The sequence below is a fragment of the Pseudomonas sp. CFBP13508 genome (assembly GCF_005233515.1).
Lineage (GTDB): Bacteria > Pseudomonadota > Gammaproteobacteria > Pseudomonadales > Pseudomonadaceae > Aquipseudomonas > Aquipseudomonas mercuritolerans.
Window position 1 is genome coordinate 110,391 of the sequence record NZ_QFZZ01000008.1, and the last position, 26,490, is coordinate 136,880.

Genomic DNA, 26,490 nt, shown 5'->3' on the forward strand with positions numbered 1-26,490 from the left:
GAGCTGCCGAAGGCTGCGATCTTTTGATCCTGGTCTTTTAAAAGCAAGATCAAAAGATCGCAGCCTTCGGCAGCTCCTACACAGGTGATTGGGGTTATTCGAAGAGTGCGTCAAGGGCTTGTTCAAGGCGCGTCACGGCGATGATCTGCAAGCCGGGAGGCGCTTCCTTCGGTGCGTTGCCCTTGGGCACGATCGCGCGTTTGAAGCCATGCTTGGCCGCTTCCTTCAATCGCTCCTGCCCACTCGGCACCGGGCGCACTTCGCCGGACAGGCCGACTTCGCCGAACACCAACAGATCATGCGGTAACGGCCGGTTGCGCAAACTCGACATCACCGCCGCCATCAACGCCAGGTCCGACGCCGTCTCCAGCACCTTCACGCCACCGACCACGTTGAGGAACACGTCCTGATCGTGGGTCGGGATCCCACCATGACGGTGCAACACCGCGAGCAACATCGCCAATCGGTTCTGATCCAGACCCAACGTCACCCGACGCGGGTTGGCCAGATGGCTGTCATCGACCAGCGCCTGCACTTCCACCAACATCGGCCGGGTGCCTTCCCACGTCGCCATGACCACACTGCCCGGGACTTCTTCCTGAGCACGGGTAAGAAAAATCGCCGATGGGTTGGAGACTTCTTTCAGGCCCTTGTCGGTCATGCCGAACACGCCCAACTCGTTGACCGCGCCGAAACGGTTTTTCACCGCCCGCAGCAGACGCAGACGACCATCGGATTCACCTTCGAAATACAGCACCGTGTCGACCATGTGTTCCAGAACACGCGGACCGGCCAGCGCACCTTCTTTAGTGACGTGGCCGACGAGGAAGATCGCCGTGCCGCTCTGTTTGGCGTAACGCACCAGCAACGCCGCGCTCTCGCGCACCTGGGATACGCCGCCCGGCGCCGATTGCAGTTGTTCGGTGAAGATGGTCTGGATCGAGTCGATCACCATCACCTTGGGCTTTTCCTGGCGGGCGGTGGCGATGATGGTTTCGATGCAGGTTTCGGTCATCACCCGCAGTTGATCCTGCGGCAGGCCGAGACGGCGTGCACGCATGGCCACTTGCTGCTGGGATTCCTCACCAGTGACGTACAGCGCCGGCATGCTTTTGGCCAGATTGCACAGGGTCTGGAGCAGGATTGTCGACTTGCCGATCCCCGGATCACCGCCGATCAGCACCACCGAGCCATCGACCAGCCCGCCGCCGAGCACGCGGTCGAGCTCACCGGACGCGGTGGAAAAACGTGGAATCTCTTCGATGCTGACTTCGGCGAGCGTCTTGATCTGTGCCTGCTGGCCAGCCCAACCGGTGCGCCCGGTGGGGGCCGTGGCGCCGCCGCTTTCGATCATGGTTTCGGTCAGGGTGTTCCAGGCACCGCACTCGCCGCACTGCCCGGCCCACTTGGGAAAGGTTGCGCCGCACTCGGTGCAGCCGTACATGCGCTTGGCCTTGGCCATCAGAACCCCCGGAACAAAAGACGCGATGATAACGCAGCCATCGCCGATCAGCGCGGCGCAGCGGTACGGATTTCGCCGCTGGCCAGACGCGCGGCACTGTTGCCCAGCGGATCCTCGGCGTTGAGGTCGGCGCCCTTGGCCTGCAAGGCGTCGAGCAATTCCAGACGCTTGAACAGCCCGGCGTACATCGCCGCGGTCTGCCCGGCGCCGTTACGTTGGTCGGGGCTGCAATCGGTGGCCATCAGGCGCCGGGCGATCTGCAACTCGCCTTTGAAAATCGCGCCCATCAGCGCCGTGTTGCCGCGCTGGTCCTGTGCACAGGCATCCGCGCCCGCTGCCAACAGTCGCTCAACCGCCGGCGCCTGACCGTGATAAGCCGCCAGAATCAGTGCGGTGTAACCCTTGCTGTCGCGGGTATCGAGGGAATAGCCGGACTCGATAAAGGTCTCGAGCATCGGTACGTCGCCGCGGCGGGCGGCGTCGAAGTAGTAATCCTGCAACTGCGCCTTGATTGCCTCGGGGCTTTGCTCGTCAGGTGCCGCCCAGACGGTGAACGACAGGCACGCGGCCGACCATAAAAGAAAAATACGCATCAGGCTCTCTCCTTGAACACACGCGAGGCCGCACTGGCCCTCGCGTGCGCTGCATCGCTGTCAGTCGGTCAGTTTGGCCGCAAGTGCTTTCACGCGGCTGAGGTCGCCCTTGGCCACTTCGGTCACGCCAGTGCCATATTCAGGATCGGCCTTGTACAGAAAGGACAGGATGATGTGCTTGCTTTCGTCATCGGTTGTCGCCAGCGAACCGCCGAAGCTGTCGATCAGGTCGCGACGTTCCTGCTTGCTGTACGAGCGATACAGGTCACCGGCCTGCTTGAAGTTCTGCTCACGCTGAATCTTCGCCTGTTGGGTGCTGCCCGCCAGCGCCGACTGGCTGTAACGCGCCGCTGGCGTCTCTTCACGCGGTTGCAGGCGGCTTGGCTGGTAGTTGACGCCGGACTGGCTGGCGCCAAAATTCATCGCGCCATCCTGATTGCCATTGTTCACTGCGGTTTTCGGTGCATTGATCGGCAATTGCAGAGCGTTGGCGCCGAGGCGATACATCTGCGTGTCGGCATAAGAGAACACTCGCCCCTGCAACAGACGATCTTCCGAAGGTTCGATACCCGGAACTACGTTGGCTGGTGCCATGGCCACTTGTTCGGTTTCCTGGAATACATTCGCCGGATTGCGGTTCAGGACCATTTGTCCAACTTTGCGTTCGGGAATACCCGGCCAGATCTTGGTTGCATCCAATGGATCGAAATCAAACTTGGACAAATCCTGCGGCTTGAGAACTTGCACGTACAAGTCCCACTTCGGAAAGTTGCCTTTGTTGATATTGCTGACCAGGTCATTGGTCATATGGCTGTAATCCTGACCCTGAACTTTGCCGACCTGTTTTGGCCGCAGATTATTAATCCCCTGCAAGCTCTTCCAGTGAAACTTCACATAGTGAACTTCATTTTTTGCATTGATCAGTTTGTAGGCATGAACGCCATTGCCATCCATCTCCCGATAACTGGCCGGAGTACCGTAGTTGGAATACAACTCGGTCAGTGTGCGGGTGGCTTCCGGTACATGGGAGAAGAAATCGAACCGGCGCGAATCGTCGTCGAGGTTGGTGCGCGGATCGGGTTTGAAGGCGTGGACCATGTCCGGGAATTTGATCGCATCACGGATGAAGAATGTCGGGAAGTTGTTGCCGACCAGATCCCAATTGCCGTCAGCGGTGTAGAACTTGGTGGCGAAGCCGCGCGGGTCGCGCAGGGTTTCCGGGGAATGGTTGCCATGCACCACCGCCGAGAAGCGCACGAACACCGGCGTGCTCTGGCCCGCGGCGAATACCTTGGCCTTGCTCAGGTCGCTGAGGTCATCGGTCACGGTGAAGGTGCCATGAGCGCCGGTACCGCGTGCATGTACCACGCGCTCGGGGATGCGCTCACGGTCGAAGCGCTGCAGCTTCTGGATCAGTTGCACATCCTGCAGCAGGACCGGGCCAGTGGCGCCGGCGGTTTGCGAGTTCTGATTGTCACCAACAGCAGCGCCGTTATCGCGGGTCAGCGGGGCGGCGTTGACCGAGAAGGTCAGCAGGCTGGCGGTGAGAACGCCGAGAGTGCGGCGATGGGGAAAAGCCCCCAGTCCAAGAGCGGAAGTCATATCAGGTTCCTCTGGTTTTATTGGGCGCATCCAGGTGCGCCACAACAAGGCTAGAGGCCCGTGCCGAGGAACATAAATAGAAAGAACGTAACGCCATGATTGAAGAAATTGGCTTTCACGTCAGCGGGTTAGCGCGTATTCCGCGCGCGATTGCTGGCATTTTGCAAACTAATCGTCAATTGATGTGTCGATAAAAACGGGCATTGTAAGAAGGTGTTTCGCGCAGGAGGCGTTTCGCTGATTTACACTGCCACCACCAAACTCATCTGTAACAAGGAAATAACTATGGGCGTGCTTAGCGAGTTCAAGGCCTTCGCGGTCAAAGGCAATGTGGTCGACATGGCCGTCGGTATCATCATCGGCGCGGCGTTCGGCAAGATCGTTTCGTCGTTTGTCGGCGACGTGATCATGCCGCCGATTGGCCTGTTGATCGGTGGGGTGGACTTCAGTGATCTGGCTGTCACGCTCAAAGCGGCCCAGGGCGATGCGCCCGCAGTGGTGCTGGCTTACGGCAAATTCCTGCAGACGGTGCTGGATTTCGTGATTGTCGCTTTCGCGATCTTCATGGGCGTCAAAGCCATCAACCGCCTCAAGCGCGAAGAAGCCGTGGCGCCGACCGCGCCGCCGATCCCGAGCAAGGAAGAGCAACTGCTGGGCGAAATCCGCGACCTGCTCAAAGCGCAGAACGAGCGGCCCTGAGGCATTCGCTACACATTGAAACGGCACCCGCGGGTGCCGTTTTCGTTACCAGTAATTCTCCACCGCGACCTGCCCCGGCTTGCGCGTCAGGCTCAGGCGCATGTCGCGCTGTTTCAGCAAGGCGCGGGTGTCGTCGATCATCTGCGGATTGCCGCACAGCATCACCCGCGAATGCTCTGGCGAGAGCTCAACTCCTGCCGCTCGCTCCAGCTCGCCATTTTCGATCAACGTGGTAATCCGGCCCTGCAACGCGCCTGGATGGGCTTCGCGGGTCACGGTAGGGATGAACTGCAACTTGTGGACGTATTCGCTCAGATAGTCACGTTGCGCCAACCCGGCGATCAACTCCTGGTAAGCCAGTTCCCGCGCCTCCCGCACGCTGTAAACCAGAATGATCCGCTCGAATTTCTCCCAGACCTCGAAGTCCTGCAGGATCGACAGAAACGGCGCCACCCCGGTGCCGGTCGACAATAACCACAGGTCTCGGCCGTCGACAAAGCGATCCAGAGTGAGATAGCCGAACGCCTGGCGCTCGACCATCAAGCTGTCGCCAACCTGTAGCCGGCTCAGCTCACTGGTGAATTCGCCGCCCGGCACGACGATGGAAAAGAACTCGAGAAACTCGTCGAACGGCGACGACACCATCGAATAGGCGCGCCAGACCGTACTGCCATCGGCCTTGGTGACGCCCAGCCGGGCGAACTGGCCGGCACGGAAGCGAAAACCGGGATCGCGGCTGGTGCGCAGCGTGAACAGGTTCGGCGTCAACGGTTGCACATCGAGCAAGGTCTGGGTGGTGTACTTCTCGGCACTGGCAGTCATGAGGCACTCCTTGAAACGATTGCCCACAGTGTCCCGCAAAATCGCGCTGCCAAACACCCGTGATTGGTAATGGTATTACCAGGATCTGCGTTGCGCATTCGATATGTTGTCAAGGTCGTATTTAAAGTAATAACTTGAGATGGCAATCTGAATATAACAGGCTGTATTGCTAAGAACGCTTTATGAATAACCTTCAGATATAAATCTCGAAATAATGTAAGGCAATTCTTCGGAATGATCCTACACTTCGATTCGTGCCGGGTCTTTTGGATCCATTCGGCGCCCCGCTATCAGGACATGGAGGCGAAAGCTCATGGAAACGTGGAAGGAATCACAACTCAAACAATTGACATTTGCCAAGGGCATAGAGGCGGCTTATCCGATCCTGCTGAGATTTGCCGAAAACCTGGGTTTTAATTTCTGCGCCATCGCGGTCACCTCACCCAATCGCGAAGTTCATCTGAACGCATTGCAAATCAATAATTACCCGAAAGAATGGAACACCCAGTACAACAAAGAAAACTACCGCAACATCGATCCCGTAATAGCGCATTGCAATCACTCAATATTGCCGATCGTTTGGGAAGAAAGAGTTTTCACTGATGCGCCCGAGTTGTGGCAGGCGTTGAAAAACAACGGGCTGCAGCATGGCTGGTCGCAAGCGTTTCATGACGAAGCCAGCGGTTTGTGCAGCATCATCAGCCTGGCCCGGACCCACTGCCCGATCAGCCCGCTCGAGCTATATGAGCATTACGGTTATCTGTTCTTCGCCAACCGACACTTCAGCGAATTATATGCGCGCACCGTTCCAATACAGGACAAGCCCAGCAGGCCCAGGCTATCGTCCCGGGAGCTGGAAATCATGAAACTTTCCGCCATGGGCAAGACCGCTCACGACATTTCGCGAATCCTCAGCCTGAGCGAACGCACCGTTAACTATCAGGTACAAAACGTCATCGAAAAATTCAACGTCTGCAACAAGATTTCCGCAGTGATTGCCGCCGCTCGGGCCGGGATCATCTGACAGCTGAACGTTATCGCGCGGTAATCCTGCAAGTATTTGCCCGCAAAAAAACGTACCATTCAGGCCTTTCCGAGTGATGACGCATACCGCTTGCATCGCAGTCCACTCGGTCGGATCCCGTCGCACGACATCCAGGCCACGGGATATCTGCCGAATATCCTGAGTCCCCGTCCCATGCCTTTGCTCGAAACGCCTTTCGCCCAACTCGACCTGATCCGCCAGCCCGAACAGCAGAATGAACCGCTGCAAGCATTCGACGCGGCAGACGAATACCTGCTCAATCATCTCGCCAGCGAACAACTGGCGAGCAGTACCCGCGTGCTGGTGCTCAATGACAGCTTTGGCGCCCTGGCGATCAGTCTGCTGGGCAAGGTCGAAGTCAGCAGCAGCGGCGACTCGTTCCTGGGTTTCGTTGGGCTGGAAAAGAATCTGCTGCGCAACAGCCAGGCGTTCGATGCAATCCGTCCGATTCCGGCAAGCGAGCCTTTGGTGGGGCCGTTTGACCGGGTGCTGATCCGCGTTCCCAAGACGCTGGCGCTATTGGAAGAGCAGTTGATCCGCCTGCAAGGACAACTCGCTCCCGGCGCGCAAGTGATCGCCGCCGCCATGGTCAAGCATCTGCCGCGCGCTGCCGGCGATCTGCTCGAGCGCTACATTGGCCCGGTACAGGCGTCGCTGGCAGTGAAAAAGGCGCGATTGCTGATCGCCACACCTGAAAGCAAAGCGCCCGCCACGTCTCCTTACCCGACCCGCTATCGCCTCGACGAACCGGCGATCGAACTGCTCAACCACGCCAACGTATTCTGCCGCGAAGGCCTCGACATCGGCACCCGCGCGTTTCTGCCGCATCTGCCGAAAAACCTTGGCAGCGCACGGGTCGCCGACCTCGGTTGCGGCAACGGTGTTCTGGCAATCGCCAGCGCCTTGCAGAACCCGGATGCGCATTACACGCTGGTCGACGAATCGTTCATGGCGGTGCAATCGGCTGCCGAAAACTGGCGCGCGGCATTGGCCGATCGCGACGTGATCGTGCGCGCTGGCGATGGTCTTGCCGGGCAGGCGCCGCAGTCGCTGGACGTGGTGCTGTGCAACCCACCGTTCCATCAGCAGCAGGTGGTCGGCGATTTCCTCGCCTGGCGCATGTTCCAGCAGGCGCGCGAGGCGCTGGTGGTCGGCGGTGCACTGTACATCGTCGGCAACCGGCATCTGGGCTATCACAGCAAACTGGCGCGCCTGTTCCGCGGTGTCGAGCAAGTCGCGGCCACGCCGAAATTCGTCATCCTCAAGGCGCGCAAATAAATCTGCGGCATAAAAAAACCCTCCGTGAGGAGGGTTGCAAACCCGTACCCGAAGGCGCCGGGACGGGATGTTTCAGTGGGTGGTCAAACCTGCGGCATTCATGAACATGCGCATCAGGCTGGCGGCGATGAACAACACGCCGACACTGCCAACCCAGATCAGGGCCAACCAGCCGAGCCGCTGCCACAGCGGCTTTTTTTCGGCTTCTTCAATGTCGTGCAGGGAATGTTTGCCGTTCATTGCATCGATCTCCGTTAAGCCAAGGCGTCACTGCGGACGCCTTCGCCAGCAGGCTCGCTCCCACAGGGCAAGCCCAGCATGGGATTAGTGGTAACCGTCTTCGTGGGTGACCTTGCCGCGGAATACGTAGTAGCTCCAGAAGGTGTAACCGAGGATGAACGGAATGATGAACAGCGTGCCGACCAGCATGAAGCCCTGACTTTGCGGCGGCGCGGCGGCGTCCCAGATCGAGATCGACGGCGGCACGATGTTCGGCCACAGGCTGATACCCAAGCCGCTGTAGCCGAGGAAGATCAGCACCAGGGTCAGCAGGAACGGCGTGTAGTTGGCATTACGTGCCACCGCGCGAATCAGGCCGTACAAGGTGACCAGCACCAGAATCGGCACCGGCATGAACCAGAACAGATTCGGCATGCTGAACCAGCGCGAAGCGATTTCCGGATGTGACAGCGGTGTCCACAGGCTGACGATACCGATCACTGCCAGCAGGACAAACGCCAGCGGCCGCGCCAGATCATGCATCTGCTCCTGCAACTTGCCTTCGGTTTTCATGATCAGCCAAGTACAGCCGAGCAAGGCATAGGCCACCACCAGCGCCGCACCGCAGAACAGCGTGAACGGCGTCAGCCAGTCCAGGGAACCGCCGGCGAACTGGCGGTTGACCACCGGCAAACCATCGATGAACGCACCGAGCGCCACGCCCTGAAAGAACGTCGCGGCGATCGAACCACCGATAAATGCCTTGTCCCACAGGTGACGTTTTTCATCCTTGGCCTTGAAGCGGAACTCGAAGGCCACGCCGCGAAAGATCAGGCCCATGAGCATGAAGATCAGCGGCAGGTACAGCGCCGACAACACCACCGAATAGGCCAGCGGGAAGGCGCCGAACAACGCCGCGCCACCCAGCACCAGCCAGGTTTCGTTGCCGTCCCAGACTGGCGCGACCGTGTTCATCATCACGTCGCGATCGGTCTTGCCGGGTACGAACGGGAAGAGAATGCCGATGCCCAGGTCGAAGCCGTCCATGACCACGTACATCATGATGCCGAAGATGATGATCACGGCCCAGATCAGCGGAAGATCGATACCCATGAGTCAAATCTCCTTGGTCAAGCGAGTGTTGTCTTCGTGCTCGCCCTCGGCCGGATCGTCGGCTGCGGACAGCGGACGCGCCGGGGTGCGTTTCTTGCCTGGACCACCGTCCGGCGTTTCGCTGCCTTCGCTGATCTTCGGCCCTTTGCGTACCAGACGCATCATGTAGCCGAGACCGGCGCCGAACAGGGCGAAATAGACCACGACGAACATGATCAGGGTGATGCTCATCTGCATGAAGCTGTGGTTGGACGAAGCATCGGCAGTGCGCATCAAGCCGTAGACCACCCATGGCTGACGGCCGATTTCCGTGGTGAACCACCCGGCGAGAATCGCGATCAGGCCGGACGGCCCCATCCACAAGGCCAGATGCAGGAACGGCCGCGAGGTATACAGCGACTCACGCTTGCGCAGCCACAGGCTCCACAACCCGGTGAAGATCATCAGGAAACCGAGGCCGACCATGATCCGGAACGACCAGAACACGATGGTCGAATTCGGCCGGTCTTCCGGCGGGAATTCCTTCAGTGCCGGCACTTGCTTGTCCAGCGAGTGGGTGAGGATCAGGCTGCCGAGGTAGGGAATCTCCACTGCGAACTTGGTGCGTTCTTCTTTCATGTCCGGCCAGCCGAACAGGATCAGCGGCGTCGCCTCGTCGCCATGGTTTTCCCAGTGGCCTTCGATCGCGGCGATTTTCGCTGGCTGATGCTTGAGCGTGTTGAGACCGTGGAAGTCGCCGATCACTGCCTGGATCGGCGCGACGATCAACGCCATCCACATCGCCATCGACAGCATGGTGCGGATCGCCGGGTTGTCCCTGCCGCGCAGCAGGTGCCAGGCCGCCGACGAGCCGACGAAGAACGCCGTCGCGACGAACGCGGCCGTGGCCATGTGCATCAGCCGGTAAGGGAATGACGGGTTGAAGATGATTGCCAGCCAGTCGGTGGGGATCACCTGACCGTTGACGATTTCAAAGCCTTGCGGGGTCTGCATCCAGCTGTTGGAGGCGAGAATCCAGAAGGTCGAAATCAGCGTGCCGATCGCCACCATCACCGTCGAGAAGAAGTGCAGGCCGCGCCCGACCTTGTTCCAGCCGAACAGCATCACGCCAAGAAAACCGGCCTCGAGGAAGAACGCTGTGAGCACTTCATAAGTCAGCAACGGCCCGGTGACGGCACCGGCGAAGTCGGAGAACCGACTCCAGTTGGTGCCGAACTGATAGGCCATGACCAGCCCGGAAACCACGCCCATGCCGAAGTTGACGGCAAAAATCTTCGACCAGAAATGGTAGAGATCGCGGTAGGTGTCGTTGCGGGTCTTCAGCCACAAACCTTCGAGCACTGCCAGGTAACTCGCCAGGCCAATGGTGATGGCCGGGAACAGAATGTGGAACGAGATGGTGAACGCGAACTGAATTCGGGCGAGATCGAGAGCCTCTAAACCGAACATATGGCTTCCTCTGTCAGGTAATACGGGTAGCTGGCCCGGAGGCCTGCACCACTGCCCCCACGGATATGGAGTGCGGCGAATTCGGATTCGTTCTTTTTTTGCAACCATCGCAACGCAGGGAGTCTGGCCAAATGGCCGCCAGATCAGTTCCGGTCGGGGTCTTGATCTGGATCAAGCAACGTTGAAAGAGTAGTCCCATTTCTGCCAATGAACTGCGTGGTGGTTTGCCGCGTGACAAGTTGCCTCACTCTCCTGTGGCCAAGGGATTTATCCCCGTTGGGTCGCGCAGCGGCGCCAAAATCTCGAAGCGACGACTGCTGCGCAGCCGAACGGGGATAAATCCCCTCACCACAGGGTTGATTGTCAGCATGAAAGATCAATGTCTGGCTAAGTGAATTGTTTCTCGTAGCAACTTCCTGTTACAGACTGGTGATAATCTCGCCGTTCACTCGTCCAAGACCTGCCTTCAGATGCCCACACAAGAGCCCCTGCTGTTACGTCACCATCGTCCGTTCCTGGCTTTCTGGCTGGCGCGGATTTTCACCGCCAGCGGTTTTCAGATGCTTACAGTGGCGATCGGCTGGAACCTGTATCAACTGACCGGCAACGTGCTGGATCTAGGTTTGGTCGGGCTGGTCGAATTCGCCCCGCGCGTGCTGTTCATGCTGCACACCGGGCATGTCGCGGATCGCTATGACCGGCGCAAGGTCGCCGCGCTTTGCCAGTCGTTGCAGGCGTTGATTGCCTTGGCGCTGGCTATCGGCAGCGCCAGCGACAATGTCACTCGCGAGATGATTTTCATCCTTGCCTTTCTGCTCGGCGCCGCTCGTTCGTTCGAAATGCCAACGACACAGGCGCTGCTGCCCAGCATCGTCCCCAGTGCGCTTTTTCCCCGCGCAGTTGCCGCCGCGCAATCGGCGCAACAGTCGGCCACTATCGTCGCGCCGGCCCTCGGCGGCTTGCTGTATGCATTCGGCAGCGTCTGGGTCTACGGCCCGACCGTGCTGCTGTACGTGATCGCCTGTTCGCTGATGCTCAACCTGCCGGCACGCCAGACGCCATTGAATAAAGGCAAAGCCACGCTGGACTCGCTGCTGGCGGGGATTCGCTTCATCCGCAGCCGCCCGGACATCCTCGGCGCGATCTCCCTGGACTTGTTCGCCGTGTTGCTCGGCGGCGCCACGGCGTTGCTGCCGGTGTTCGCCAAGGACATTCTGCTGACCGGCCCGTGGGGCCTTGGCCTGTTGCGCTCGGCGCCGGCGGTGGGTGCATTGCTGATATCGCTGTTTCTCGCGCGATTTGCCGTGGAACGCAATGTCGGCCGGGTGATGTTCACCGCCGTCGGCGTCTTCGGCGTCGCCACCATCGCGTTTGGTCTGTCGACCTCGTTCTGGTTCTCGCTGGCGGTGCTGGTGGTGCTCGGCGCAGCGGACATGATCAGCATGGTCATCCGTGCCTCGTTCGTACAACTGGAAACCCCCGACGAAATGCGCGGCCGGGTCAGCGCGGTCAATGGCTTGTTCATCGGCGCTTCCAACCAGTTGGGCGAATTCGAATCCGGCCTCACCGCCCACTGGTTCGGCACCGTGCCGGCAGTGGTCATGGGCGGGATCGGCACGCTGGTAGTGACGGGGACGTGGATCAAACTGTTTCCGACGTTGGCAAATCGGGACCGGATGCATGTGCCGGTGGAAGAGAAGGCCTGAGTTTTTTGGAAAAAACTCACCTGCTCAGCACATATCAAACGACAACGTGCGGTACAAAGTTACCGCACTGAGTGTAATGTATCGCCTTACACTCGCCGCCATGATCAAATCCTGTTTTGTCGGTTCGGATATCGAATTGGTCGATTATCTGGACTACCACTGACAGGAGGCAGGCTCATGCCCATGCACAACCCGCCACACCCCGGTGAAACCTTGCTGCTGGATGTCTTGCCTGAGCTTGGCCTCAGTGTGAGCGAGTTGGCCCGGCATCTGGGTTTTGCGCGCCCTCACCTTTCTCGCGTGCTGCACGGACACGCACCGATCAGCCCGGACCTGGCAGTGCGACTTGAGCGTGCAGGGATTGGCAAGGCGCGCGTGTGGCTAGGAGTTCAAACCGACTACGACCTGTGGCAAGCAGAGCATCGCGAGCAACCGAAGATTGAACCCATCGCTGCCCACGGCTGATCCTTCAGGCCATCAACTCCCCCGCCACCCTCGCCCGCAATGCCTTGCCACTGAGCTGCTCGACCAGGGTCAAGGCAAATTCCAGCGCCGCGCCCGAGCCTTGGGCGGTGATGCAGTTGCCGTCGACCACCACCGGTTGATCAGCAAACGTACAGCCGGACAACTGATGGCTGGCGCCGGGCAGGCAGGTCATGCGTCGCTGGCGCAGCACGCCTGATGCTTGCAGCGCGAGAGCCGGAGCTTCGCCGATGGCGGCGAACAGGCGGCCGGCGCTGGCCTGGTCCTTGAGCAACTGCTGCAAGGGCTGATGCGCCGCCAGATGCTGCGAGCCGACGGCACCGCCCGGCAGCACGATCAGGTCGAAGCTCTGCGCGAGCACATCGACCAGCATGCCATCGGCGGTCAGGCGGGTGCCGCGCGCGCAGGTCAGCATGCGCCGGCCTTCGATGCTGGCGGCGACCACTTCGATGCCGGCGCGGCGCAGCACGTCGATCAGGGTCACGCTTTGCAAATCGTCGATGCCCTCGGCGAGGGCAATCAGGGCTCTGGAAGTCATGGGCGCTTTCCGCTGGGTGGTCTGTAAAGCGTAGTCAGCTTTGTCCCACCCTGTTCGAAGACAGCCGTTACTTGATGTAAAGCTGGGTCGATAGCGTGTTGCGCGGAGCGTTGATCGAGGTGTTGCTGAAGCTGAAGGTGCCTTCCTGTTTGCCGGCCAGATCGAAGGTATAAAGAGAACCGACGGTTTTGCTGCCAGGCGTGCACTCGGTGAGGTTGCCATTATCGAAGGCGCACACCGGGCCTCGGGTGCCGTTGACCTCGAAGCCATCCAGAGTCACGTGTGGCTGATTCTGGCCATAGCCGACTTCCAGCACGTAGACCTTGATGTTCGGACCGCTGTGATTGCACTGGGTTTGCGGCTGGTTATCGGCAATATCTTCCAGGCCGCAGGACGGTGATTGAACCTTAATCACCTTCACCTCGGTGAGCGGAGGCGCCGAGGCCGCGAACGCCGGAGCTGTCAGCAGCAGTGCTGCAATCCATCCGAAAATCCTGATCCAACCGTTGCGCATGCCTGCCCACTCCAAAAAATCAGCGCGCAGTATGGCGCAGTTGTCGGCTGCGCAAAACTTCGCCGACGATCGACACCAACATCCGCCAAATTCCTCACGCGGCTGGTATGATGCGCGGCTTTTTCCGGCCCACGACAATTTTCCAGGCGCTTGCGACGGTCTGTGCTTTGCTGTTGAGGTCGATACATTCACGGCGCCACGCGCGCCACGGGGAGCAGACATGCTGGAAAGGCTGTTTCAACTCAAGGCACACAACACCAACGTGCGCACCGAAATTCTTGCGGGCGTCACGACTTTCCTGGCCATGGCTTACATTCTGTTCGTCAACCCGAGCATCCTCGGCGAGACCGGCATGGACAAAGGCGCGATCTTTGTCGCCACCTGCCTGGCGGCCGCCATCGGCTCGACCGTGATGGGCCTGATCGCCAACTACCCGATTGCTCTCGCTCCGGGCATGGGCCTGAACGCCTTCTTTACCTACACCGTGGTGCTGCACATGGGCCACACCTGGCAGGTGGCGCTGGGTGCGGTGTTCATTTCCGCCGTGCTGTTTTTCCTGCTGTCGATCTTCCGCATCCGTGAATGGATCATCAACGCCATTCCGCTGCCACTGCGCTCGGCGATCGCCGCCGGTATCGGCCTGTTCCTGGCGCTGATCGCCCTGCACAACGCGGGTATCGTGGTCAGCAACCCGGCGACCATGGTCGGCCTCGGCGATCTGACCAAGCCGGCACCGATTCTGGCGACCGTCGGCTTTGCCGTGATCGTAGCTCTCGAAGCACTGAAGGTGCGCGGCGCGGTGCTGATCGGCATTCTCGCCGTAACCATCGCCTCGATCGTACTGAACGTCACCGAGTTCGGCGGCATCATGTCAATGCCGCCGTCGCTGGCGCCGACCTTCCTGCAACTGGACATCAAAGGTGCGCTGGACATCGGTCTGGTCAGCGTGATCTTCGCTTTCCTGTTCGTCGACCTGTTCGACAACTCCGGGACCCTGATCGGCGTCGCCAAGCGCGCCGGCCTGATGGGCAAGGACGGCCACATGCCGAAAATGGGCCGCGCGCTGATCGCCGACAGCACGGCGGCCATGGCCGGCTCGCTGCTGGGTACTTCGACCACCACCAGTTACATCGAATCCGCTGCCGGCGTCAGTGCCGGTGGCCGCACGGGCCTGACCGCCATCGTCGTGGCAATCCTGTTCCTGCTGGCGCTGTTCTTCTCGCCCCTGGCGGCCAGCGTTCCGGCATTCGCCACCGCGCCAGCGCTGCTGTTCGTCGCCGTGCTGATGACTTCGGGCCTGGCGGAAATAGACTGGGACGACATCACCGTGGCAGCACCGGTTGTGGTCACCGCACTGGCGATGCCGTTCACCTATTCGATCGCCAACGGCATCGCCTTCGGCTTCATCGCCTGGACTGCCATCAAGCTGCTGTCCGGCCGTGCCCGTGAGCTGAACCCGGCGCTGGTGATCCTGTCGATTCTGTTTGTGATCAAGTTGGGTTGGTTCAACGCATGACTTTCGATTCCCAAGCCTACGCCGAACAACTCGAAGCCAAGGTCACGCGTTTGCGTGAACTGCTGGCACCTTTCGATGCACCCGAGCCGACGGTGTTTGACTCGCCGCTGCAGAACTTCCGCCTGCGCGCCGAATTCCGCCTGTGGCGCGAGGGCGGCGAACGGCATTACGCGATGTTCTCCCAGGACGACAAGCGCACGCCGATCCTCATCGAGGAATTTCCGATTGCCAGCCTGCGCATCAACCAGTTGATGCCGCAGTTGAAGGCCGCGTGGCAAGCCAGTTCGGCGCTGAGCCACAAGCTGTTCCAGGTCGAATTCCTGACCACGCTGGCCGGCGACGCGATGATCACCCTTTGCTATCACCGTCCGCTGGACGAGCACTGGCATGCGGCGGCAACTCAGTTGTCGGCAGATCTGGGCGTGAGCATCATCGGCCGCTCCAAGGGCAAGCGCGAAGTGCTCGGCCAGGACTATGTCGTCGAGAAACTCGAAGTCGGCGGCCGCACCTTCAGCTATCGCCAGCCCGAAGGCGCGTTCACCCAGCCCAACGGCACGGTGAACCAGAAGATGCTCAATTGGGCATACGAAGCCTTGGGCGATCGCAGCGACGATCTGCTCGAGCTGTACTGCGGCAACGGTAACTTCACCCTGCCGCTGGCGACTCGCGTGCGCAAAGTGCTCGCCACCGAGATCAGCAAGACTTCGGTCAACGCGGCCCTGAGCAATCTCAGCGAAAACGCTGTGGATAACGTCACGCTGGTGCGTTTGTCCGCCGAGGAGCTGACCGAAGCGCTCAACGAAGTGCGCCCGTTCCGTCGCCTGCACGGCATCGATCTGAAGAGCTACGAATTCGGCAGCGTCTTCGTCGACCCACCACGCGCCGGCATGGACCCGGACACCTGCGAACTGACCCGGCGCTTCGACAATATCCTCTACATCTCCTGCAACCCGGACACCCTGGCGGCCAACATCGCCCAGTTGCATGACACCCACCGCATTACAAAGTGCGCGATGTTTGACCAGTTCCCGTGGACCCATCACATGGAATCCGGTGTGCTGCTGACCCGGCGTTGATTGCGGGTATCTGATACGCAAAAGCCGTCATGATTGACGGCTTTTTTGTGGGTGCTATGGCGCAATATCAGTTTTGCGTGGACGCCCGCCTTTCTTGCCATTGGCTCGTGCGGCTGCAGATTTGGCAGCACTGCTTTGACGCCCGTTGCGCGAGGCGACGACCGACGCGGCCATCCGCATAAGCGGCGGGCTCGCTGAAATCATTCCGGCAATGGAAATATCCAGATCCTTGCCCTCATGGCACAGCGCAGTGCCGGCGAAGCCGATCGTCAGACTTGCATAATCGGCCGCTTCGAACCCCGCGAATTCGGGATACAGCTTCACCGGAAGCAACACACCGCTGCCGTCCTCGAAACGAATGACCAAAGAGGATTCTTCGAAACTCACTGACACGGCCTGCAAACTATTGGCCTGTCGTACTTCGCCAAGTGTGATGGCGGCATCGAGCATCTCTTCCGTCAGGGGGCGATGCACCGACGGTTTTGCCTTGATGACCTTCATAATTCGATCTCAACTCCTTCCAATTTGCCGATCAAGGACAGCAGCACTTTGTCTTCATCGGGGTCATAGCGCGCCGATCCGATCCTGTAGGTCTCGTCGGTGACTGGTTTCATTACGGGCACTTCGTTTGCCTGGCAGTCCCATATCTGATTATCGAGACAAGCGGTCTTCACGGCCGACCACCAGATCCCTCGTGCTCTACGCAAATGCGCCGGTTGTCCAAGTGACAGACACAAGCCGTTAAGCACAGTGAGCGGTGGTCGTCGGGACAACGGCACGACATCCCACAGATCAACTTCGTTGTGCCAGAAGCTGAACCGGAAGCGGGCATTCCAGGCACCCCCATCTACATGGGCGTGCGGTGGGCAGTGTTCGTCTCTCAACATGATGCGAATCGACATTCCCTTGTAGCTGCATATCTTCATGCTAACCCATCCGTTAGGTTAATGGATTTCAAGATCTCGAATTTCCTTTCGAGTCCGACGATCGGTTGCAACCGTGAACGTGGCGGAGGTCATCCAAGGCTAGCGGGCATGGGGGTCGAGGCCTGAGAAATGAACGGAAAAAACGTAAGAAAAGCTGTCGTTACGTTTTGAAATCAGGACTCGCCTGAATATGGCTGTGCGATCACCGAACATAAAACGCGCGGGGCATTCCTGTTCAATTGACCGATGTAACCATCTAGTACATTTTACCTCCACAGGCTTAAACCTCTCGGCCCATGCCAAAAACAATAAGTGGAGTTACCCCCATGTCCCCTATCGTTCTGGTGCTTAACGGCCCGAACCTGAACCTGCTTGGCACCCGCGAGCCGGCGACTTATGGTCATGAAACTCTGGCCGATATTTCGGCACTGTGTGGTCGCGCGGCTGACGAGTTCGGCCTGACCGTGGAATTTCGCCAGACCAATCATGAAGGCGAGCTGCTCGACTGGATTCACGCCGCGCGCGGTCGTTGTGCCGGGATCGTGATCAATCCGGCGGCGTGGACGCACACGTCCGTGGCGATTCGCGATGCGCTGGTCGCCAGTGAATTGCCGGTGATTGAGGTGCATCTGTCCAACGTGCATGCCCGCGAGCCGTTCCGTCATCACTCGTTTGTTTCCGGCATTGCCACGGCGGTGATGTGCGGGTTCGGCAGCCATGGCTATCGCCTGGCGCTGGAGCATTTCAGCCAGCGGTTGCAGAGGTAAGAACCATGTCGCGTTCCAAGGTGATACTCGCCGGGCTGATCGGCGCCGGGATTCAGGCTTCACGCACGCCGGCATTGCATGAGCACGAAGGTGATGCGCAGGGCCTGCGTTATCTATACCAGCTCATCGACCTCGATCAATTGCGCCTCGACAGCAAGGCCCTGCCCGACTTGCTGCAAGCGGCGGAGCGAATGAATTACACCGGGCTGAACATCACCTTCCCGTGCAAACAGGCCGTCATCCCGCTGCTCGATGAGTTGTCGCCGGAAGCCCGTGGCATCGGCGCGGTGAACACGGTGGTGCTGAAGGACGGCAAGCGTGTCGGCCACAACACCGATTGCCTCGGTTTCGCCGAGGGTTTTCGCCGGGGTCTGACAGACGCTGCCCGTGAACGCGTCGTCCAGATGGGCGCCGGTGGCGCTGGCGCGGCGGTGGCCCACGCGCTGCTCAGCGAAGGCGTACGGCAATTGACGATTTTTGATGTCGACCGCGAGCGTGCCGAGAGCCTGGCAAGCAACCTGAATCAACATTTCGGCCCCAGTCGCGCGCAGGCCGGACTGGATTTGCCCGGGGCGCTGGAGCAGACCGATGGTCTGGTCAACACCACGCCGATGGGCATGGCCAAGCTGCCGGGTTCACCAGTGCCGGCCGGGTTGCTGCGCAGGGAAATGTGGGTCGCGGAGATTGTGTATTTCCCGCTGGAAACCGAACTGCTGCGCGATGCCCGCGCCTTGGGCTGCCGCACCCTGGATGGCGGCAACATGGCGGTGTTTCAGGCGGTGAAGGCGTTTGAATTGTTCAGCGGCGTGGTGCCGGATGCGCAGCGCATGCTTGAGCATTTTCAAAGCATGAATGGCTGAATTTCAAAGCGGCCCCTGTGGGAGCGAGCCTGCTCGCGAAGGCGTCGATTCAGTCAACGAACAGGGCGACTGACACACCGCTCTCGCGAGCAGGCTCGCTCCCACAGGGGAGATCGAGTCAGGCCTTCAGGTAGCGCAACACCGATTCGCAGATCATCTCGCGGTGGCGCTGCTTGATGGTTTCGTCCGGCAGGTCGATCTGGAAGATTTCCCCCAGCGTGTGGCGGTTCGACACGCGATAGAAGCAGAACGAACTGATCAGCAGATGCACGTCCAGCGCATCGATGCCACGCCGGAACAGACCTTCGTCCGCGCCTCGCTGCAGAATCCCGCCCAAGGTGTCGAGGATGGTGTTGTTCAGCGCCTTGATCGCATCGGAACGCTTCACGTACTCGGCGTTGTGGATATTTTCGATGCTGACGATGCGCACGAAATCGACGTTGTGATCGTGGTGATCGAAGGTGAATTCCACCAGGCGGCGGATCGCCAGCTCGGGCGGCAGCTCATCCAGATGCAGACGGTTCTCCGTGCTGCGGATATCGCCGTATAGCTTCTCCAGCACCTCGACGTACAACTGCTCCTTGCTGCCGAAGTAGTAATAGATCATGCGCTTGGAGGTGTGGATGCGCTCGGCGATCGCGTCGACGCGGGCGCCGGACAAGCCCTGCTGGACGAACTCGACGATCGCCTCCTGCAGGATGTTCTCACGGGTCTTTTCCGGGTTGTTCTTGCGACTCTTGCGCGGCACTGCGTCGGACTCGACAGCAGCGGCGGAAAGTTCTGAATTCATGGTCATCGCGGGCTCACGGCCATCACTGCACAAGCGGCGATTATGGGCCGCGCGGGACAGTGAAGGAAGCCGCGCAGCCGGTGTTTGATCCCGCGTTTACGAATTCCCTACAACTTCGCCTGACGCACCGCACCGCTGCGGGATTTGGCCATCGCCGCCAGCCGCACCGCGACGTTGGCCGCGCCGTAGCCGGCATAGCCATTCTTGCGCTGGATGATCTCGAAGAAGAACCGCCCCTCGAACGGCTCGGTGTAGACATGAAACAACTCGCCGCCCTGGGCATCACGGTCGTAGAGCACGTTGTAATAGGCCAGTTCGCTGAGGAATTCATCGTCGAAATCGAAACGCGCCGCAAGGTCGTCGTAGTAGTTGAGCGGGATGTCCAGCAGCGGCACGCCGGCCTCTTTGGCGCGACTGACCTGGGCGAAGATGTCGTCACAATCGAAGGCGATATGGTGCACGCCGGAGCCGCGATAACTCGATAGCGCATGCGAAATGGCAGTGTTGCGGTTCTCGGAGATGTTCAGCGGCAGCCGGATCGAACTGTCGCGACTGCGCAGTGCGCGGCTCTTCACCAGGCCGTACGGATCGGGCAGCACCACTTCGTCGTCGGCCTCGAAATCGAGCAGGCTTTTGTAGAACAGCACCCAACTGTCGAGGCTGTCGGCCGGCAGCGCCATGGCCATGTGATCGATACGCTTGAGGCCGCCGCCGGTCTGCGCGTCCGGCAACAGATTGAAATCGGTGCCGTACACGTCGGCGTCCGCATCGACCAGATAAATCAGGCTGCCGTCCGGTGCGCGCACCGCCGCCAGCTCCAGTTCATTCGGCCCGACCAGCCCGCGATAGGGCTGCCCCTTGTAAGCGACGGCGCGGGCCAGCGCACTGGCGCTGTCCTTGACCCGCACGGCCGTGGCGCACAGCGACGGGCCGTGGGCTTCGAAAAAGCTGTGGGCGAACGAATACGGCTCGGAGTTGAGGATCAGGTTGATATCGCCCTGACGCAGCAGGCTGACGCTCTTGGAGCGATGCTGCCCGGCCTTGGCAAAGCCGAGGCGTTGCAGCCAGTGACTGAGCTTCGCGCCCAGCGCTTCGTCGACGGCAAATTCGAGAAATTCCACACCGTTGTATTCGCTGGCCGGCGGCGTTTCGAAAAGAATTTCACGGTTGGCCACCGGCGTCGCTTCTTGCTCGAGACGCTGGCGGGTCTTCTCTTCCAGATACAGCAGCGAGCGCAAACCGTCGGCGGCGTTGGCCCGTGGCGGTGCGGCGCGGAAGCCGTCGTTGAAGATTTCCAGCGACAACGGCCCGGTATAGCCACTCTTGATGATCGGTGCGAGGAAACCCGGCAGATCGAATTCGCCCTGCCCCGGGAAGCAACGGAAATGCCGGCTCCACTCCAGCACATCCATGGCCAGGATCGGCGCGTCGGCCATTTGCACGAAGAAGATCTTCTCGCCGGGAATGTCGGCGATCGCGCTGGGATCGCCCTTCAGCGACAGGGTGTGAAAGCTGTCGAGCAGCACGCCGAGGTTAGGGTGATCAGCCTGACGAACGATGTCCCAGACCTGTTGATAAGTATTGACGTGACGGCCCCAGGCCAGCGCTTCGTAACCGATGCGCAAGCCACGGGCGCCGGCGCGTTCGGCCAGCAGGCGCAAATCATCGACGAGGATTTTTTGATCGCCGACACTGTCCGGCGAGGCGTTGCTGCAGACCAGCACCAGATCGGTGCCAAGCTCCTGCATCAGATCGAACTTGCGCTCGGCACGCTCCAGGTTACGCGCCAGACGATCACGGCGGCAGCCTTCGAAATCACGAAACGGCTGAAACAGGGTGATGGCGATCCCCAGATCGGCGCACATCTGTTTAATTTCCCGGGGACTGCCGTCGTAGTACAGGAGGTCGTTTTCGAAAATCTCCACGCCGTCGAACCCGGCGGCGGCAATGGCTTCGAGTTTTTCCGGCAGGGTGCCGCTCAAGGAAACGGTGGCAATGGAACGCTGCATGTTTCAACTCCCGGACTGCGCCGCTTTATCTTTACTGTAGGAGCTGCCGAAGGCTGCGATCGTTTGATCTTGATTGCCAAAACAGCAAATTCAAAAGATCGCAGCCTTCGCCAGCTCCTACCGGGGAATGGGTTTTTATAGTGAGGGAAATTATTGGCTGCATCCCTGCGCGCAGCAATTTAAAGTGTACTACCCGGTTAGTTTTGCGTGCGATTATCGAACACTAAGGCGATTTGGCGAATTGACGATTTTTTGTTCACTGCCCAACATCGGTTGCACATCGAGTCCGGCCACTAACCACCGGGCAAGGTGTTCGACAGAAAAGAACACCAAATAACAAATCCAAAAACGGGTGGAACACATGATTCCTTCACAGACTTCCCGCATGGCTCCGGCCATGAGCACTGCCACGGGTGGCATTGGCGACAAGATCCGCGGCGCCATGGCCGTCGGCAAGACCCGCTGGGGCATGCTGGCGCTGGTGTTTTTTGCCACCACCCTCAACTACATCGACCGCGCCGCCCTCGGCGTCATGCAGCCGATCCTCGCCAAGGAAATGAGCTGGACGGCGATGGACTACGCCAACATCAATTTCTGGTTCCAGGTCGGCTACGCGATCGGTTTTGTCCTGCAGGGACGCCTGATCGACCGGGTCGGCGTCAAGCGCGTGTTCTTCTGCGCCGTACTGCTCTGGAGCCTGGCCACCGGCGCCCATGGCCTGGCGACCTCGGCAGTCGGCTTCATGGTCTGCCGCTTCATCCTCGGTCTGACGGAAGCGGCCAACTACCCGGCCTGTGTAAAGACCACGCGCCTGTGGTTCCCGGCCGGTGAACGTGCAGTCGCTACCGGCATTTTCAACGCCGGCACCAACGTCGGGGCGATGTTCACGCCGATGCTGCTGCCACTGGTCCTGCATGTGTGGGGCTGGCAAGCGGCGTTCCTGTGCATGGCGGCACTCGGCGGCATCTGGCTGCTGTTCTGGGGCTTGAAGTATTTCAATCCGGAAGATCACCCGACGGTGAAGCAGTCGGAACTCGATTACATCCAGCAGCAAGTCGAACCGGAACAGGCCCGCGTGCCGTTCAGCAAGATCCTGCGCATGCGCGGCACCTGGGCCTTCGCCCTCGCCTACTCGCTGACCGCGCCGGTGTTCTGGTTCTATCTGTACTGGCTGCCGCCGTTTCTCAATCAGCAATACAACCTCGGCATCAACGTGACGCAGATGGGCATTCCGCTGATCATCATCTACGTCACGGCTGACTTCGGCAGTGTCGGCGGCGGGATTCTGTCTTCGTTCCTGATTGGCCGCGGCATGAACTCGATCAAGGCGCGGCTGCTGTCGATGTTGCTGTTTGCCTGCTGCATCATCGGCGTGGTGATGGCCGCCGGATCGGCGAATCTGTGGGTGGCGGTGGCGGCGATCTCGCTGGCGATCGGCGCGCATCAGGCCTGGACTGCGAACATCTGGAGCCTGGTGATGGACTACACGCCCAAGCACATGATGAGCACGGTGTTCGGCTTCGGCGGCATGTGCGCGGCGATCGGCGGGATGTTCATGACCCAGATCGTCGGCCACATCCTCACCGTCACCAACAACAACTACACGGTGCTGTTCACGCTGATCCCGGCGATGTACTTCCTCGCACTGACGTGGATGTACTTCATGGCACCGCGCAAGATTCCGACCGTTACCGAATAACCTGCCTGCATACATCCCATTGTGGGAGCGAGCCTGCTCGCGAAGGCGTCACGTCAGCCGCTGAATATGGCGACTGACCCACCGCTTTCGCGAGCAGGCTCGCTCCCACAAGTTGTACCGGGATCCGCTCTTCAGCGCCGGCTCTGCTGCCACGCTGCCGCCAATCCGCTGCAACAGATCACCGCGATACCGATCACCGTCAACCCGCTCGGGGTGTGATTGAACAGCAGCCAGCCCAACAACCCGGCAAAGACGATTTGGCAATAGCCGAACGGCGCCAGCAAGGCTGGTGCGGCGTGACGGAAGGCCTGGGTCAGGAACAGATGCGCCGTCATCCCGCAACTGCCCAGCGCCAGCATCAGAGCGGCGTGAGTCCACGTCGGCACTTGCCAGAAGAACGGCACCAGCGCGCTCATCACCAGGGTATTGCACAGGCCGGCAAAGAAGTTGCTGGTGGTCGGACTGTCGATTTCGGCGAGCTTGCGCGTCAGCAGTTGGTAGAAGCAGAAGAACAGCGCCGAGCAGAACGGCAGCAGGATCGCCGGGGTGAACAGTTCGCCGCCCGGGTGGACGATGATCAACACGCCGATGAAGCCGCAGATCACCGCAATCCACTGCCCGCGCGTCACGCGTTCCTTGAGCAACGGCACCGATAACGCCGTCACCAATACCGGCGCGAGAAAGTTGACCGCCGTGGCTTCCGCCAGCGGGATGTACAGCAGCGCCGTGGTGAAAAACAGGCTGGTGCCGAGCAGGCACAGGGCACGGGCGAGCTGCCATAACGGTTTTTTCGTGCGCAGCACACGCAAGCCGGACTGCGGCAGGAAAATCCCCGCCATCAACAAGGTGTGCACCACATAGCGCGCCCACACCACCATCACGATCGGATAAAAACCGGAGAGGTATTTCGACAACGCGTCGTGGCTGGAAAACAGGAACGTCGCCACGACAATCAGCAGAATCCCCTTGAAGGGCTGGTTGACACCGGAGAGCGGGGTGCTGACGGTCATTGGCAATCTCTGAAAAAAATACCCGGGCGAGCGTTCGCGCTGGCGGCAATCGTTGTGGCAATCATAGTCGGCCGAGCTTTCAGCAACCGCACAGGTTGCACTCTTCTGCACCGGGAAACCGCCGCCAGGCAAAACCTTGAGGCAAGATTCCCGCCACTTCGGCGCCCGGCCAGTGTGCAACATCACAGACTGCCGTCGAAACAGGGGGTTCATGACTTCGACGGAAGAAATTCCTCTCGGGATTGAATTCACGGCCCGCTCGGCCGTCAATACCAGGCCCGCACCATGTGGGCGCGTGTGCATGGACGGACGACCGGACTGGCGCCACACTCACACAGCGGCAACACTCATCACCAGCAGATTCATCACCGGCAATAAAAGAGGATTCCCACATGCTATGGAAAAAAGGCCGACGCAGTGACAACGTCGTCGACGCCCGGGGTGATGATGCCGGCGGTGGCGGCGGCATGCGCTTCGGTGGCGGCAAGGGTCTGAGCCTGACCGCTATTGTGCTGATTGTCGGCATCGGCTGGCTCACCGGCCAGGACCCGATGCAGATTCTCGGCCAGTTGACCGGGCAGATGGAGCAGCCGGCGCCCTCCTCGCAAACCCGCCAGGCGCCACCGGCCAATGATGAACAGGCTGAATTTGTCCGCTCGATTCTCGGCGACACCGAAGACACTTGGGGTCCGATCTTCCAGCAGGCCGGACGCCAATACAAAGACCCGACACTGGTGCTGTTCAGCAATCGGGTGAACTCCGCGTGCGGCATGGCCACTTCTGCCACCGGCCCGTTCTATTGCCCGGCCGACCAGAAGGTTTATCTGGACATGGCCTTCTTCCAGGAAATGTCGCAGCGCTTCAAAGCCGCTGGCGATTTCGCTCAGGCTTACGTGATTGCGCACGAAGTCGGCCACCATGTGCAGACGCTGCTGGGCGTCTCGGCGAAGATGCAGGCGGCGCGTCAGCAAGGCCGGCAAATGGAAGGCGACGGCGGCTTGCTGGTTCGTCAGGAATTGCAGGCCGACTGTCTCGCCGGTGTCTGGGCGTATAACGCGCAGAAACGCTTGAACTGGCTGGAACCGGGCGACATCGAGGAAGCCTTGAACGCCGCCAACGCCATCGGCGATGATCGCTTGCAGCAACAGGGTCAGGGCCGCGTGGTGCCGGACTCGTTTACCCACGGTACGTCAGCGCAAAGGGTGCGCTGGTTCAAAACCGGATTCGCGCAAGGCCAGGTAAGCCAGTGCGACACCTTCGCGGCGAAAACCCTGTAAATGCATAAATGGCTTGTGGCGTTACTGTTCATCGCCGGCACCGCGCAAGCGGCCGGCGTCGATGCGATCAGCCCCGGTCGCCTGCAACTCAAGGCCGGGGAAATGGCAGTGGGCATCGGGCCGGCACCGGAAAAGATCGAGCGGGTGCTGATCGTCATTCACGGTCGCCTGCGCAACGCCGAGACCTACCGCAAAAGTGCGGAAAATGCCGCCGAACTCGCCGGGCAGACCGCGCACACGCTGGTGATCGCTCCGCAGTTTCTCAATGAAAGTGACGTCACCCTGTATTCCCTGCCGCCGACGGTGCTGCGCTGGCAGGGCAACGAGTGGATGGGCGGCGGCTTGTCCACCGGGCCGAATCCGCTGAGTTCCTACGCAGCGCTGGACGAAATAGTCGCGCGGCTCAGCGATCGCAAACAGTTTCCGGACGTGAAGCAGATCGTGATCTTCGGCCACTCCGGCGGTGGTCAGGTGGTGCAGCGTTACGCCCTGCTGGCCAAGGATCAGCCGGCGCTCAAGGCCAACGGCATTCGCTTGCGCTATGTGGTGGCCAATCCTTCTTCTTATGCGTACTTCAACGAGCAGAGGCCAGTGGCGTTCGATCACGCGCAATGTCCTGGCTTCAATCGCTGGAAGTACGGTCTGGCGGACATGCCGGTGTATGCCGGCGGGCAAACGCCGTTGCAGGTCGAGAGCGCTTACGTCAAACGCGAGGTGATTTATCTGCTCGGCCAGCAGGATGTCGACCCGGAACATCCGGCGCTGGACAAGAGCTGCGCGGCCGAGGCGCAAGGGGCTTACCGCTTGATGCGCGGGAAGCTGTATTTCGGTTATTTGCTGCGTCGCCATCCTGAGGGGGTCAATCAACGGCTGATTGAAGTGCCCGGGGTCGGGCATGACGGCGATGGAATGCTGACGTCGGCGGAGGGGCAGAAGGCGTTGTTCGATCAGTGAGTTTTTTGCTGAATCCACCGGCCCCTTCGCGAGCAGGCTCGCTCCCACATTTGGAATAACTGCCACATTTGGCATGCATTCCA

Annotated in this window: 26 protein-coding genes and 1 pseudogene; 13 read left to right on the forward strand and 14 right to left on the reverse strand. The window is 60.2% G+C overall.

The features are described 5' to 3' along the window. Window positions 1–94: 94 nt before the first annotated feature. Genes radA through katB form a run of 3 tightly spaced genes read right to left on the reverse strand, consistent with a single transcriptional unit; the run spans window position 95 to window position 3,657 of the window. Entirely contained in the window at window positions 95–1,462 is a 1,368-nt protein-coding gene (radA, locus tag PspCFBP13508_RS21385; RefSeq protein ID WP_007963764.1) for a DNA repair protein RadA, read from the reverse strand. Window positions 1,463–1,509: 47 nt separating this feature from the next. Further along, window positions 1,510–2,055 carry an ankyrin repeat domain-containing protein gene (locus PspCFBP13508_RS21390; protein WP_137215629.1) on the reverse strand — a complete coding sequence of 182 codons (546 nt, stop codon included), beginning with the start codon at window positions 2,053–2,055 and terminating at the stop codon, window positions 1,510–1,512. Between the two features lie 60 nt (window positions 2,056–2,115). Next, entirely contained in the window at window positions 2,116–3,657 is a 1,542-nt protein-coding gene (gene katB / locus PspCFBP13508_RS21395) for a catalase KatB (protein WP_137215630.1), read from the reverse strand. Between the two features lie 285 nt (window positions 3,658–3,942). Between katB and mscL the strand changes: the two genes are divergently transcribed. Continuing rightward, window positions 3,943–4,356, forward strand: a complete 414-nt coding sequence (mscL, locus tag PspCFBP13508_RS21400) for a large-conductance mechanosensitive channel protein MscL (RefSeq protein ID WP_024014404.1) — start codon at window positions 3,943–3,945, stop codon at window positions 4,354–4,356. A gap of 45 nt (window positions 4,357–4,401) precedes the next feature. Here mscL and PspCFBP13508_RS21405 read toward each other — a convergent pair whose 3' ends face one another. After that, the gene (locus PspCFBP13508_RS21405) at window positions 4,402–5,178 is read right to left on the reverse strand and encodes a ferredoxin--NADP reductase (RefSeq protein ID WP_137215631.1); all 777 of its coding nucleotides are present in this window, start codon (window positions 5,176–5,178) and stop codon (window positions 4,402–4,404) included. A 313-nt stretch (window positions 5,179–5,491) separates the two neighbouring features. Between PspCFBP13508_RS21405 and PspCFBP13508_RS21410 the strand changes: the two genes are divergently transcribed. Together PspCFBP13508_RS21410 and PspCFBP13508_RS21420 are read left to right on the forward strand one after the other, a co-directional pair. After that, the gene (locus tag PspCFBP13508_RS21410) at window positions 5,492–6,202 is read left to right on the forward strand and encodes an autoinducer binding domain-containing protein (RefSeq protein WP_178084503.1); all 711 of its coding nucleotides are present in this window, start codon (window positions 5,492–5,494) and stop codon (window positions 6,200–6,202) included. A gap of 174 nt (window positions 6,203–6,376) precedes the next feature. Beyond that, entirely contained in the window at window positions 6,377–7,501 is a 1,125-nt protein-coding gene (locus PspCFBP13508_RS21420; RefSeq protein WP_137215633.1) for a class I SAM-dependent methyltransferase, read from the forward strand. A gap of 72 nt (window positions 7,502–7,573) precedes the next feature. Here PspCFBP13508_RS21420 and PspCFBP13508_RS21425 read toward each other — a convergent pair whose 3' ends face one another. The 3 genes from PspCFBP13508_RS21425 to PspCFBP13508_RS21435 form a co-directional block, all read right to left on the reverse strand. Then, entirely contained in the window at window positions 7,574–7,741 is a 168-nt protein-coding gene (locus PspCFBP13508_RS21425; RefSeq protein ID WP_137215634.1) for a DUF2474 domain-containing protein, read from the reverse strand. Window positions 7,742–7,825: 84 nt separating this feature from the next. Continuing rightward, window positions 7,826–8,833 (reverse strand): cytochrome d ubiquinol oxidase subunit II, encoded by a 1,008-nt coding sequence (cydB, locus tag PspCFBP13508_RS21430; RefSeq protein WP_016773089.1) that lies wholly within the window; start codon window positions 8,831–8,833, stop codon window positions 7,826–7,828. A gap of 3 nt (window positions 8,834–8,836) precedes the next feature. Then, window positions 8,837–10,282, reverse strand: a complete 1,446-nt coding sequence (locus PspCFBP13508_RS21435) for a cytochrome ubiquinol oxidase subunit I (protein WP_137215635.1) — start codon at window positions 10,280–10,282, stop codon at window positions 8,837–8,839. Window positions 10,283–10,752: 470 nt separating this feature from the next. Between PspCFBP13508_RS21435 and PspCFBP13508_RS21440 the strand changes: the two genes are divergently transcribed. Together PspCFBP13508_RS21440 and PspCFBP13508_RS21445 are read left to right on the forward strand one after the other, a co-directional pair. Continuing rightward, window positions 10,753–11,988, forward strand: coding sequence for an MFS transporter (locus PspCFBP13508_RS21440; protein WP_137215636.1), 1,236 nt, complete (start codon window positions 10,753–10,755; stop codon window positions 11,986–11,988). A 177-nt stretch (window positions 11,989–12,165) separates the two neighbouring features. After that, window positions 12,166–12,453: a HigA family addiction module antitoxin gene (locus tag PspCFBP13508_RS21445; protein ID WP_130912639.1), complete on the forward strand. Its 288-nt coding sequence runs from the start codon at window positions 12,166–12,168 to the stop codon at window positions 12,451–12,453. A gap of 4 nt (window positions 12,454–12,457) precedes the next feature. On the opposite strand, the gene PspCFBP13508_RS21450 is transcribed toward PspCFBP13508_RS21445, so the two are convergent. Next, complete coding sequence (locus PspCFBP13508_RS21450; protein WP_137215637.1) at window positions 12,458–13,009, reverse strand: DJ-1 family glyoxalase III; 552 nt, start codon at window positions 13,007–13,009, stop codon at window positions 12,458–12,460. A 67-nt stretch (window positions 13,010–13,076) separates the two neighbouring features. After that, on the reverse strand, window positions 13,077–13,523 hold the full coding sequence (locus PspCFBP13508_RS21455; RefSeq protein WP_130912641.1) for a DUF4879 domain-containing protein: 447 nt from the start codon (window positions 13,521–13,523) through the stop codon (window positions 13,077–13,079). A 220-nt stretch (window positions 13,524–13,743) separates the two neighbouring features. Between PspCFBP13508_RS21455 and PspCFBP13508_RS21460 the strand changes: the two genes are divergently transcribed. Both PspCFBP13508_RS21460 and trmA read left to right on the forward strand, forming a co-directional pair. Continuing rightward, a complete protein-coding gene (locus tag PspCFBP13508_RS21460; RefSeq protein WP_016773083.1) occupies window positions 13,744–15,039 on the forward strand; it encodes an NCS2 family permease in 1,296 nt (431 codons plus the stop codon). Next, window positions 15,036–16,115, forward strand: coding sequence for a tRNA (uridine(54)-C5)-methyltransferase TrmA (trmA, locus tag PspCFBP13508_RS21465; RefSeq protein WP_137215638.1), 1,080 nt, complete (start codon window positions 15,036–15,038; stop codon window positions 16,113–16,115). The genes PspCFBP13508_RS21460 and trmA overlap by 4 nt, the downstream gene beginning before the upstream one ends. Window positions 16,116–16,169: 54 nt before the next feature. On the opposite strand, the gene PspCFBP13508_RS21470 is transcribed toward trmA, so the two are convergent. Next, on the reverse strand, window positions 16,170–16,616 hold the full coding sequence (locus PspCFBP13508_RS21470) for a DUF2442 domain-containing protein (RefSeq protein ID WP_122706020.1): 447 nt from the start codon (window positions 16,614–16,616) through the stop codon (window positions 16,170–16,172). Then, window positions 16,613–17,041, reverse strand: a complete 429-nt coding sequence (locus tag PspCFBP13508_RS21475) for a DUF4160 domain-containing protein (protein ID WP_133339128.1) — start codon at window positions 17,039–17,041, stop codon at window positions 16,613–16,615. Before PspCFBP13508_RS21475 ends, PspCFBP13508_RS21470 begins: the two co-directional genes overlap by 4 nt. 326 nt (window positions 17,042–17,367) lie before the next feature. On the opposite strand from PspCFBP13508_RS21475, the gene aroQ reads away from it, so the two are divergent. From aroQ to PspCFBP13508_RS27720, 3 genes and pseudogenes are all read left to right on the forward strand, one after another. Then, window positions 17,368–17,808, forward strand: coding sequence for a type II 3-dehydroquinate dehydratase (gene aroQ / locus PspCFBP13508_RS21480; protein WP_137215639.1), 441 nt, complete (start codon window positions 17,368–17,370; stop codon window positions 17,806–17,808). Window positions 17,809–17,813: 5 nt separating this feature from the next. Then, entirely contained in the window at window positions 17,814–18,668 is an 855-nt protein-coding gene (locus tag PspCFBP13508_RS21485; RefSeq protein WP_137215640.1) for a shikimate dehydrogenase, read from the forward strand. Further along, window positions 18,665–18,775 (forward strand): annotated as a pseudogene (locus PspCFBP13508_RS27720) (DUF4381 domain-containing protein); the annotation flags it as partial. The gene PspCFBP13508_RS21485 and the pseudogene PspCFBP13508_RS27720, both read left to right, overlap by 4 nt. A gap of 11 nt (window positions 18,776–18,786) precedes the next feature. Here PspCFBP13508_RS27720 and PspCFBP13508_RS21495 read toward each other — a convergent pair. Together PspCFBP13508_RS21495 and quiC are read right to left on the reverse strand one after the other, a co-directional pair. Next, window positions 18,787–19,464 carry a TetR/AcrR family transcriptional regulator gene (locus PspCFBP13508_RS21495; RefSeq protein ID WP_016773079.1) on the reverse strand — a complete coding sequence of 226 codons (678 nt, stop codon included), beginning with the start codon at window positions 19,462–19,464 and terminating at the stop codon, window positions 18,787–18,789. A gap of 101 nt (window positions 19,465–19,565) precedes the next feature. After that, entirely contained in the window at window positions 19,566–21,467 is a 1,902-nt protein-coding gene (gene quiC / locus PspCFBP13508_RS21500; protein ID WP_137215641.1) for a 3-dehydroshikimate dehydratase QuiC, read from the reverse strand. A gap of 361 nt (window positions 21,468–21,828) precedes the next feature. On the opposite strand from quiC, the gene PspCFBP13508_RS21505 reads away from it, so the two are divergent. Further along, window positions 21,829–23,166 carry an MFS transporter gene (locus PspCFBP13508_RS21505; protein ID WP_024014417.1) on the forward strand — a complete coding sequence of 446 codons (1,338 nt, stop codon included), beginning with the start codon at window positions 21,829–21,831 and terminating at the stop codon, window positions 23,164–23,166. 131 nt (window positions 23,167–23,297) lie between these two features. Here the strand turns inward: PspCFBP13508_RS21505 and PspCFBP13508_RS21515 are convergent, their stop codons facing one another. Beyond that, entirely contained in the window at window positions 23,298–24,176 is an 879-nt protein-coding gene (locus PspCFBP13508_RS21515; protein ID WP_137215642.1) for a DMT family transporter, read from the reverse strand. 392 nt (window positions 24,177–24,568) lie between these two features. Here PspCFBP13508_RS21515 and PspCFBP13508_RS21520 point away from each other — a divergent pair, with 392 nt between their 5' ends. Next, complete coding sequence (locus PspCFBP13508_RS21520; protein ID WP_071173669.1) at window positions 24,569–25,453, forward strand: neutral zinc metallopeptidase; 885 nt, start codon at window positions 24,569–24,571, stop codon at window positions 25,451–25,453. Then, on the forward strand, window positions 25,454–26,407 hold the full coding sequence (locus PspCFBP13508_RS21525; RefSeq protein ID WP_137215643.1) for an alpha/beta fold hydrolase: 954 nt from the start codon (window positions 25,454–25,456) through the stop codon (window positions 26,405–26,407). It begins immediately after the preceding gene. The last annotated feature ends 83 nt before the right edge of the window (window positions 26,408–26,490 follow it).

Bases quoted from the DNA above. Each gene is read 5' to 3' on its own strand.
- radA (WP_007963764.1), bottom strand. From the start codon at position 1,462: ATGGCCAAGGCCAAGCGCATGTACGGCTGCACCGAGTGCGGCGCAACC.
- PspCFBP13508_RS21390 (WP_137215629.1), bottom strand. From the start codon at position 2,055: ATGCGTATTTTTCTTTTATGGTCGGCCGCGTGCCTGTCGTTCACCGTC.
- katB (WP_137215630.1), bottom strand. From the start codon at position 3,657: ATGACTTCCGCTCTTGGACTGGGGGCTTTTCCCCATCGCCGCACTCTC.
- mscL (WP_024014404.1), top strand. From the start codon at position 3,943: ATGGGCGTGCTTAGCGAGTTCAAGGCCTTCGCGGTCAAAGGCAATGTG.
- PspCFBP13508_RS21405 (WP_137215631.1), bottom strand. From the start codon at position 5,178: ATGACTGCCAGTGCCGAGAAGTACACCACCCAGACCTTGCTCGATGTG.
- PspCFBP13508_RS21410 (WP_178084503.1), top strand. From the start codon at position 5,492: ATGGAAACGTGGAAGGAATCACAACTCAAACAATTGACATTTGCCAAG.
- PspCFBP13508_RS21420 (WP_137215633.1), top strand. From the start codon at position 6,377: ATGCCTTTGCTCGAAACGCCTTTCGCCCAACTCGACCTGATCCGCCAG.
- PspCFBP13508_RS21425 (WP_137215634.1), bottom strand. From the start codon at position 7,741: ATGAACGGCAAACATTCCCTGCACGACATTGAAGAAGCCGAAAAAAAG.
- cydB (WP_016773089.1), bottom strand. From the start codon at position 8,833: ATGGGTATCGATCTTCCGCTGATCTGGGCCGTGATCATCATCTTCGGC.
- PspCFBP13508_RS21435 (WP_137215635.1), bottom strand. From the start codon at position 10,282: ATGTTCGGTTTAGAGGCTCTCGATCTCGCCCGAATTCAGTTCGCGTTC.
- PspCFBP13508_RS21440 (WP_137215636.1), top strand. From the start codon at position 10,753: ATGCCCACACAAGAGCCCCTGCTGTTACGTCACCATCGTCCGTTCCTG.
- PspCFBP13508_RS21445 (WP_130912639.1), top strand. From the start codon at position 12,166: ATGCCCATGCACAACCCGCCACACCCCGGTGAAACCTTGCTGCTGGAT.
- PspCFBP13508_RS21450 (WP_137215637.1), bottom strand. From the start codon at position 13,009: ATGACTTCCAGAGCCCTGATTGCCCTCGCCGAGGGCATCGACGATTTG.
- PspCFBP13508_RS21455 (WP_130912641.1), bottom strand. From the start codon at position 13,523: ATGCGCAACGGTTGGATCAGGATTTTCGGATGGATTGCAGCACTGCTG.
- PspCFBP13508_RS21460 (WP_016773083.1), top strand. From the start codon at position 13,744: ATGCTGGAAAGGCTGTTTCAACTCAAGGCACACAACACCAACGTGCGC.
- trmA (WP_137215638.1), top strand. From the start codon at position 15,036: ATGACTTTCGATTCCCAAGCCTACGCCGAACAACTCGAAGCCAAGGTC.
- PspCFBP13508_RS21470 (WP_122706020.1), bottom strand. From the start codon at position 16,616: ATGAAGGTCATCAAGGCAAAACCGTCGGTGCATCGCCCCCTGACGGAA.
- PspCFBP13508_RS21475 (WP_133339128.1), bottom strand. From the start codon at position 17,041: ATGAAGATATGCAGCTACAAGGGAATGTCGATTCGCATCATGTTGAGA.
- aroQ (WP_137215639.1), top strand. From the start codon at position 17,368: ATGTCCCCTATCGTTCTGGTGCTTAACGGCCCGAACCTGAACCTGCTT.
- PspCFBP13508_RS21485 (WP_137215640.1), top strand. From the start codon at position 17,814: ATGTCGCGTTCCAAGGTGATACTCGCCGGGCTGATCGGCGCCGGGATT.
- PspCFBP13508_RS21495 (WP_016773079.1), bottom strand. From the start codon at position 19,464: ATGACCATGAATTCAGAACTTTCCGCCGCTGCTGTCGAGTCCGACGCA.
- quiC (WP_137215641.1), bottom strand. From the start codon at position 21,467: ATGCAGCGTTCCATTGCCACCGTTTCCTTGAGCGGCACCCTGCCGGAA.
- PspCFBP13508_RS21505 (WP_024014417.1), top strand. From the start codon at position 21,829: ATGATTCCTTCACAGACTTCCCGCATGGCTCCGGCCATGAGCACTGCC.
- PspCFBP13508_RS21515 (WP_137215642.1), bottom strand. From the start codon at position 24,176: ATGACCGTCAGCACCCCGCTCTCCGGTGTCAACCAGCCCTTCAAGGGG.
- PspCFBP13508_RS21520 (WP_071173669.1), top strand. From the start codon at position 24,569: ATGCTATGGAAAAAAGGCCGACGCAGTGACAACGTCGTCGACGCCCGG.
- PspCFBP13508_RS21525 (WP_137215643.1), top strand. From the start codon at position 25,454: ATGCATAAATGGCTTGTGGCGTTACTGTTCATCGCCGGCACCGCGCAA.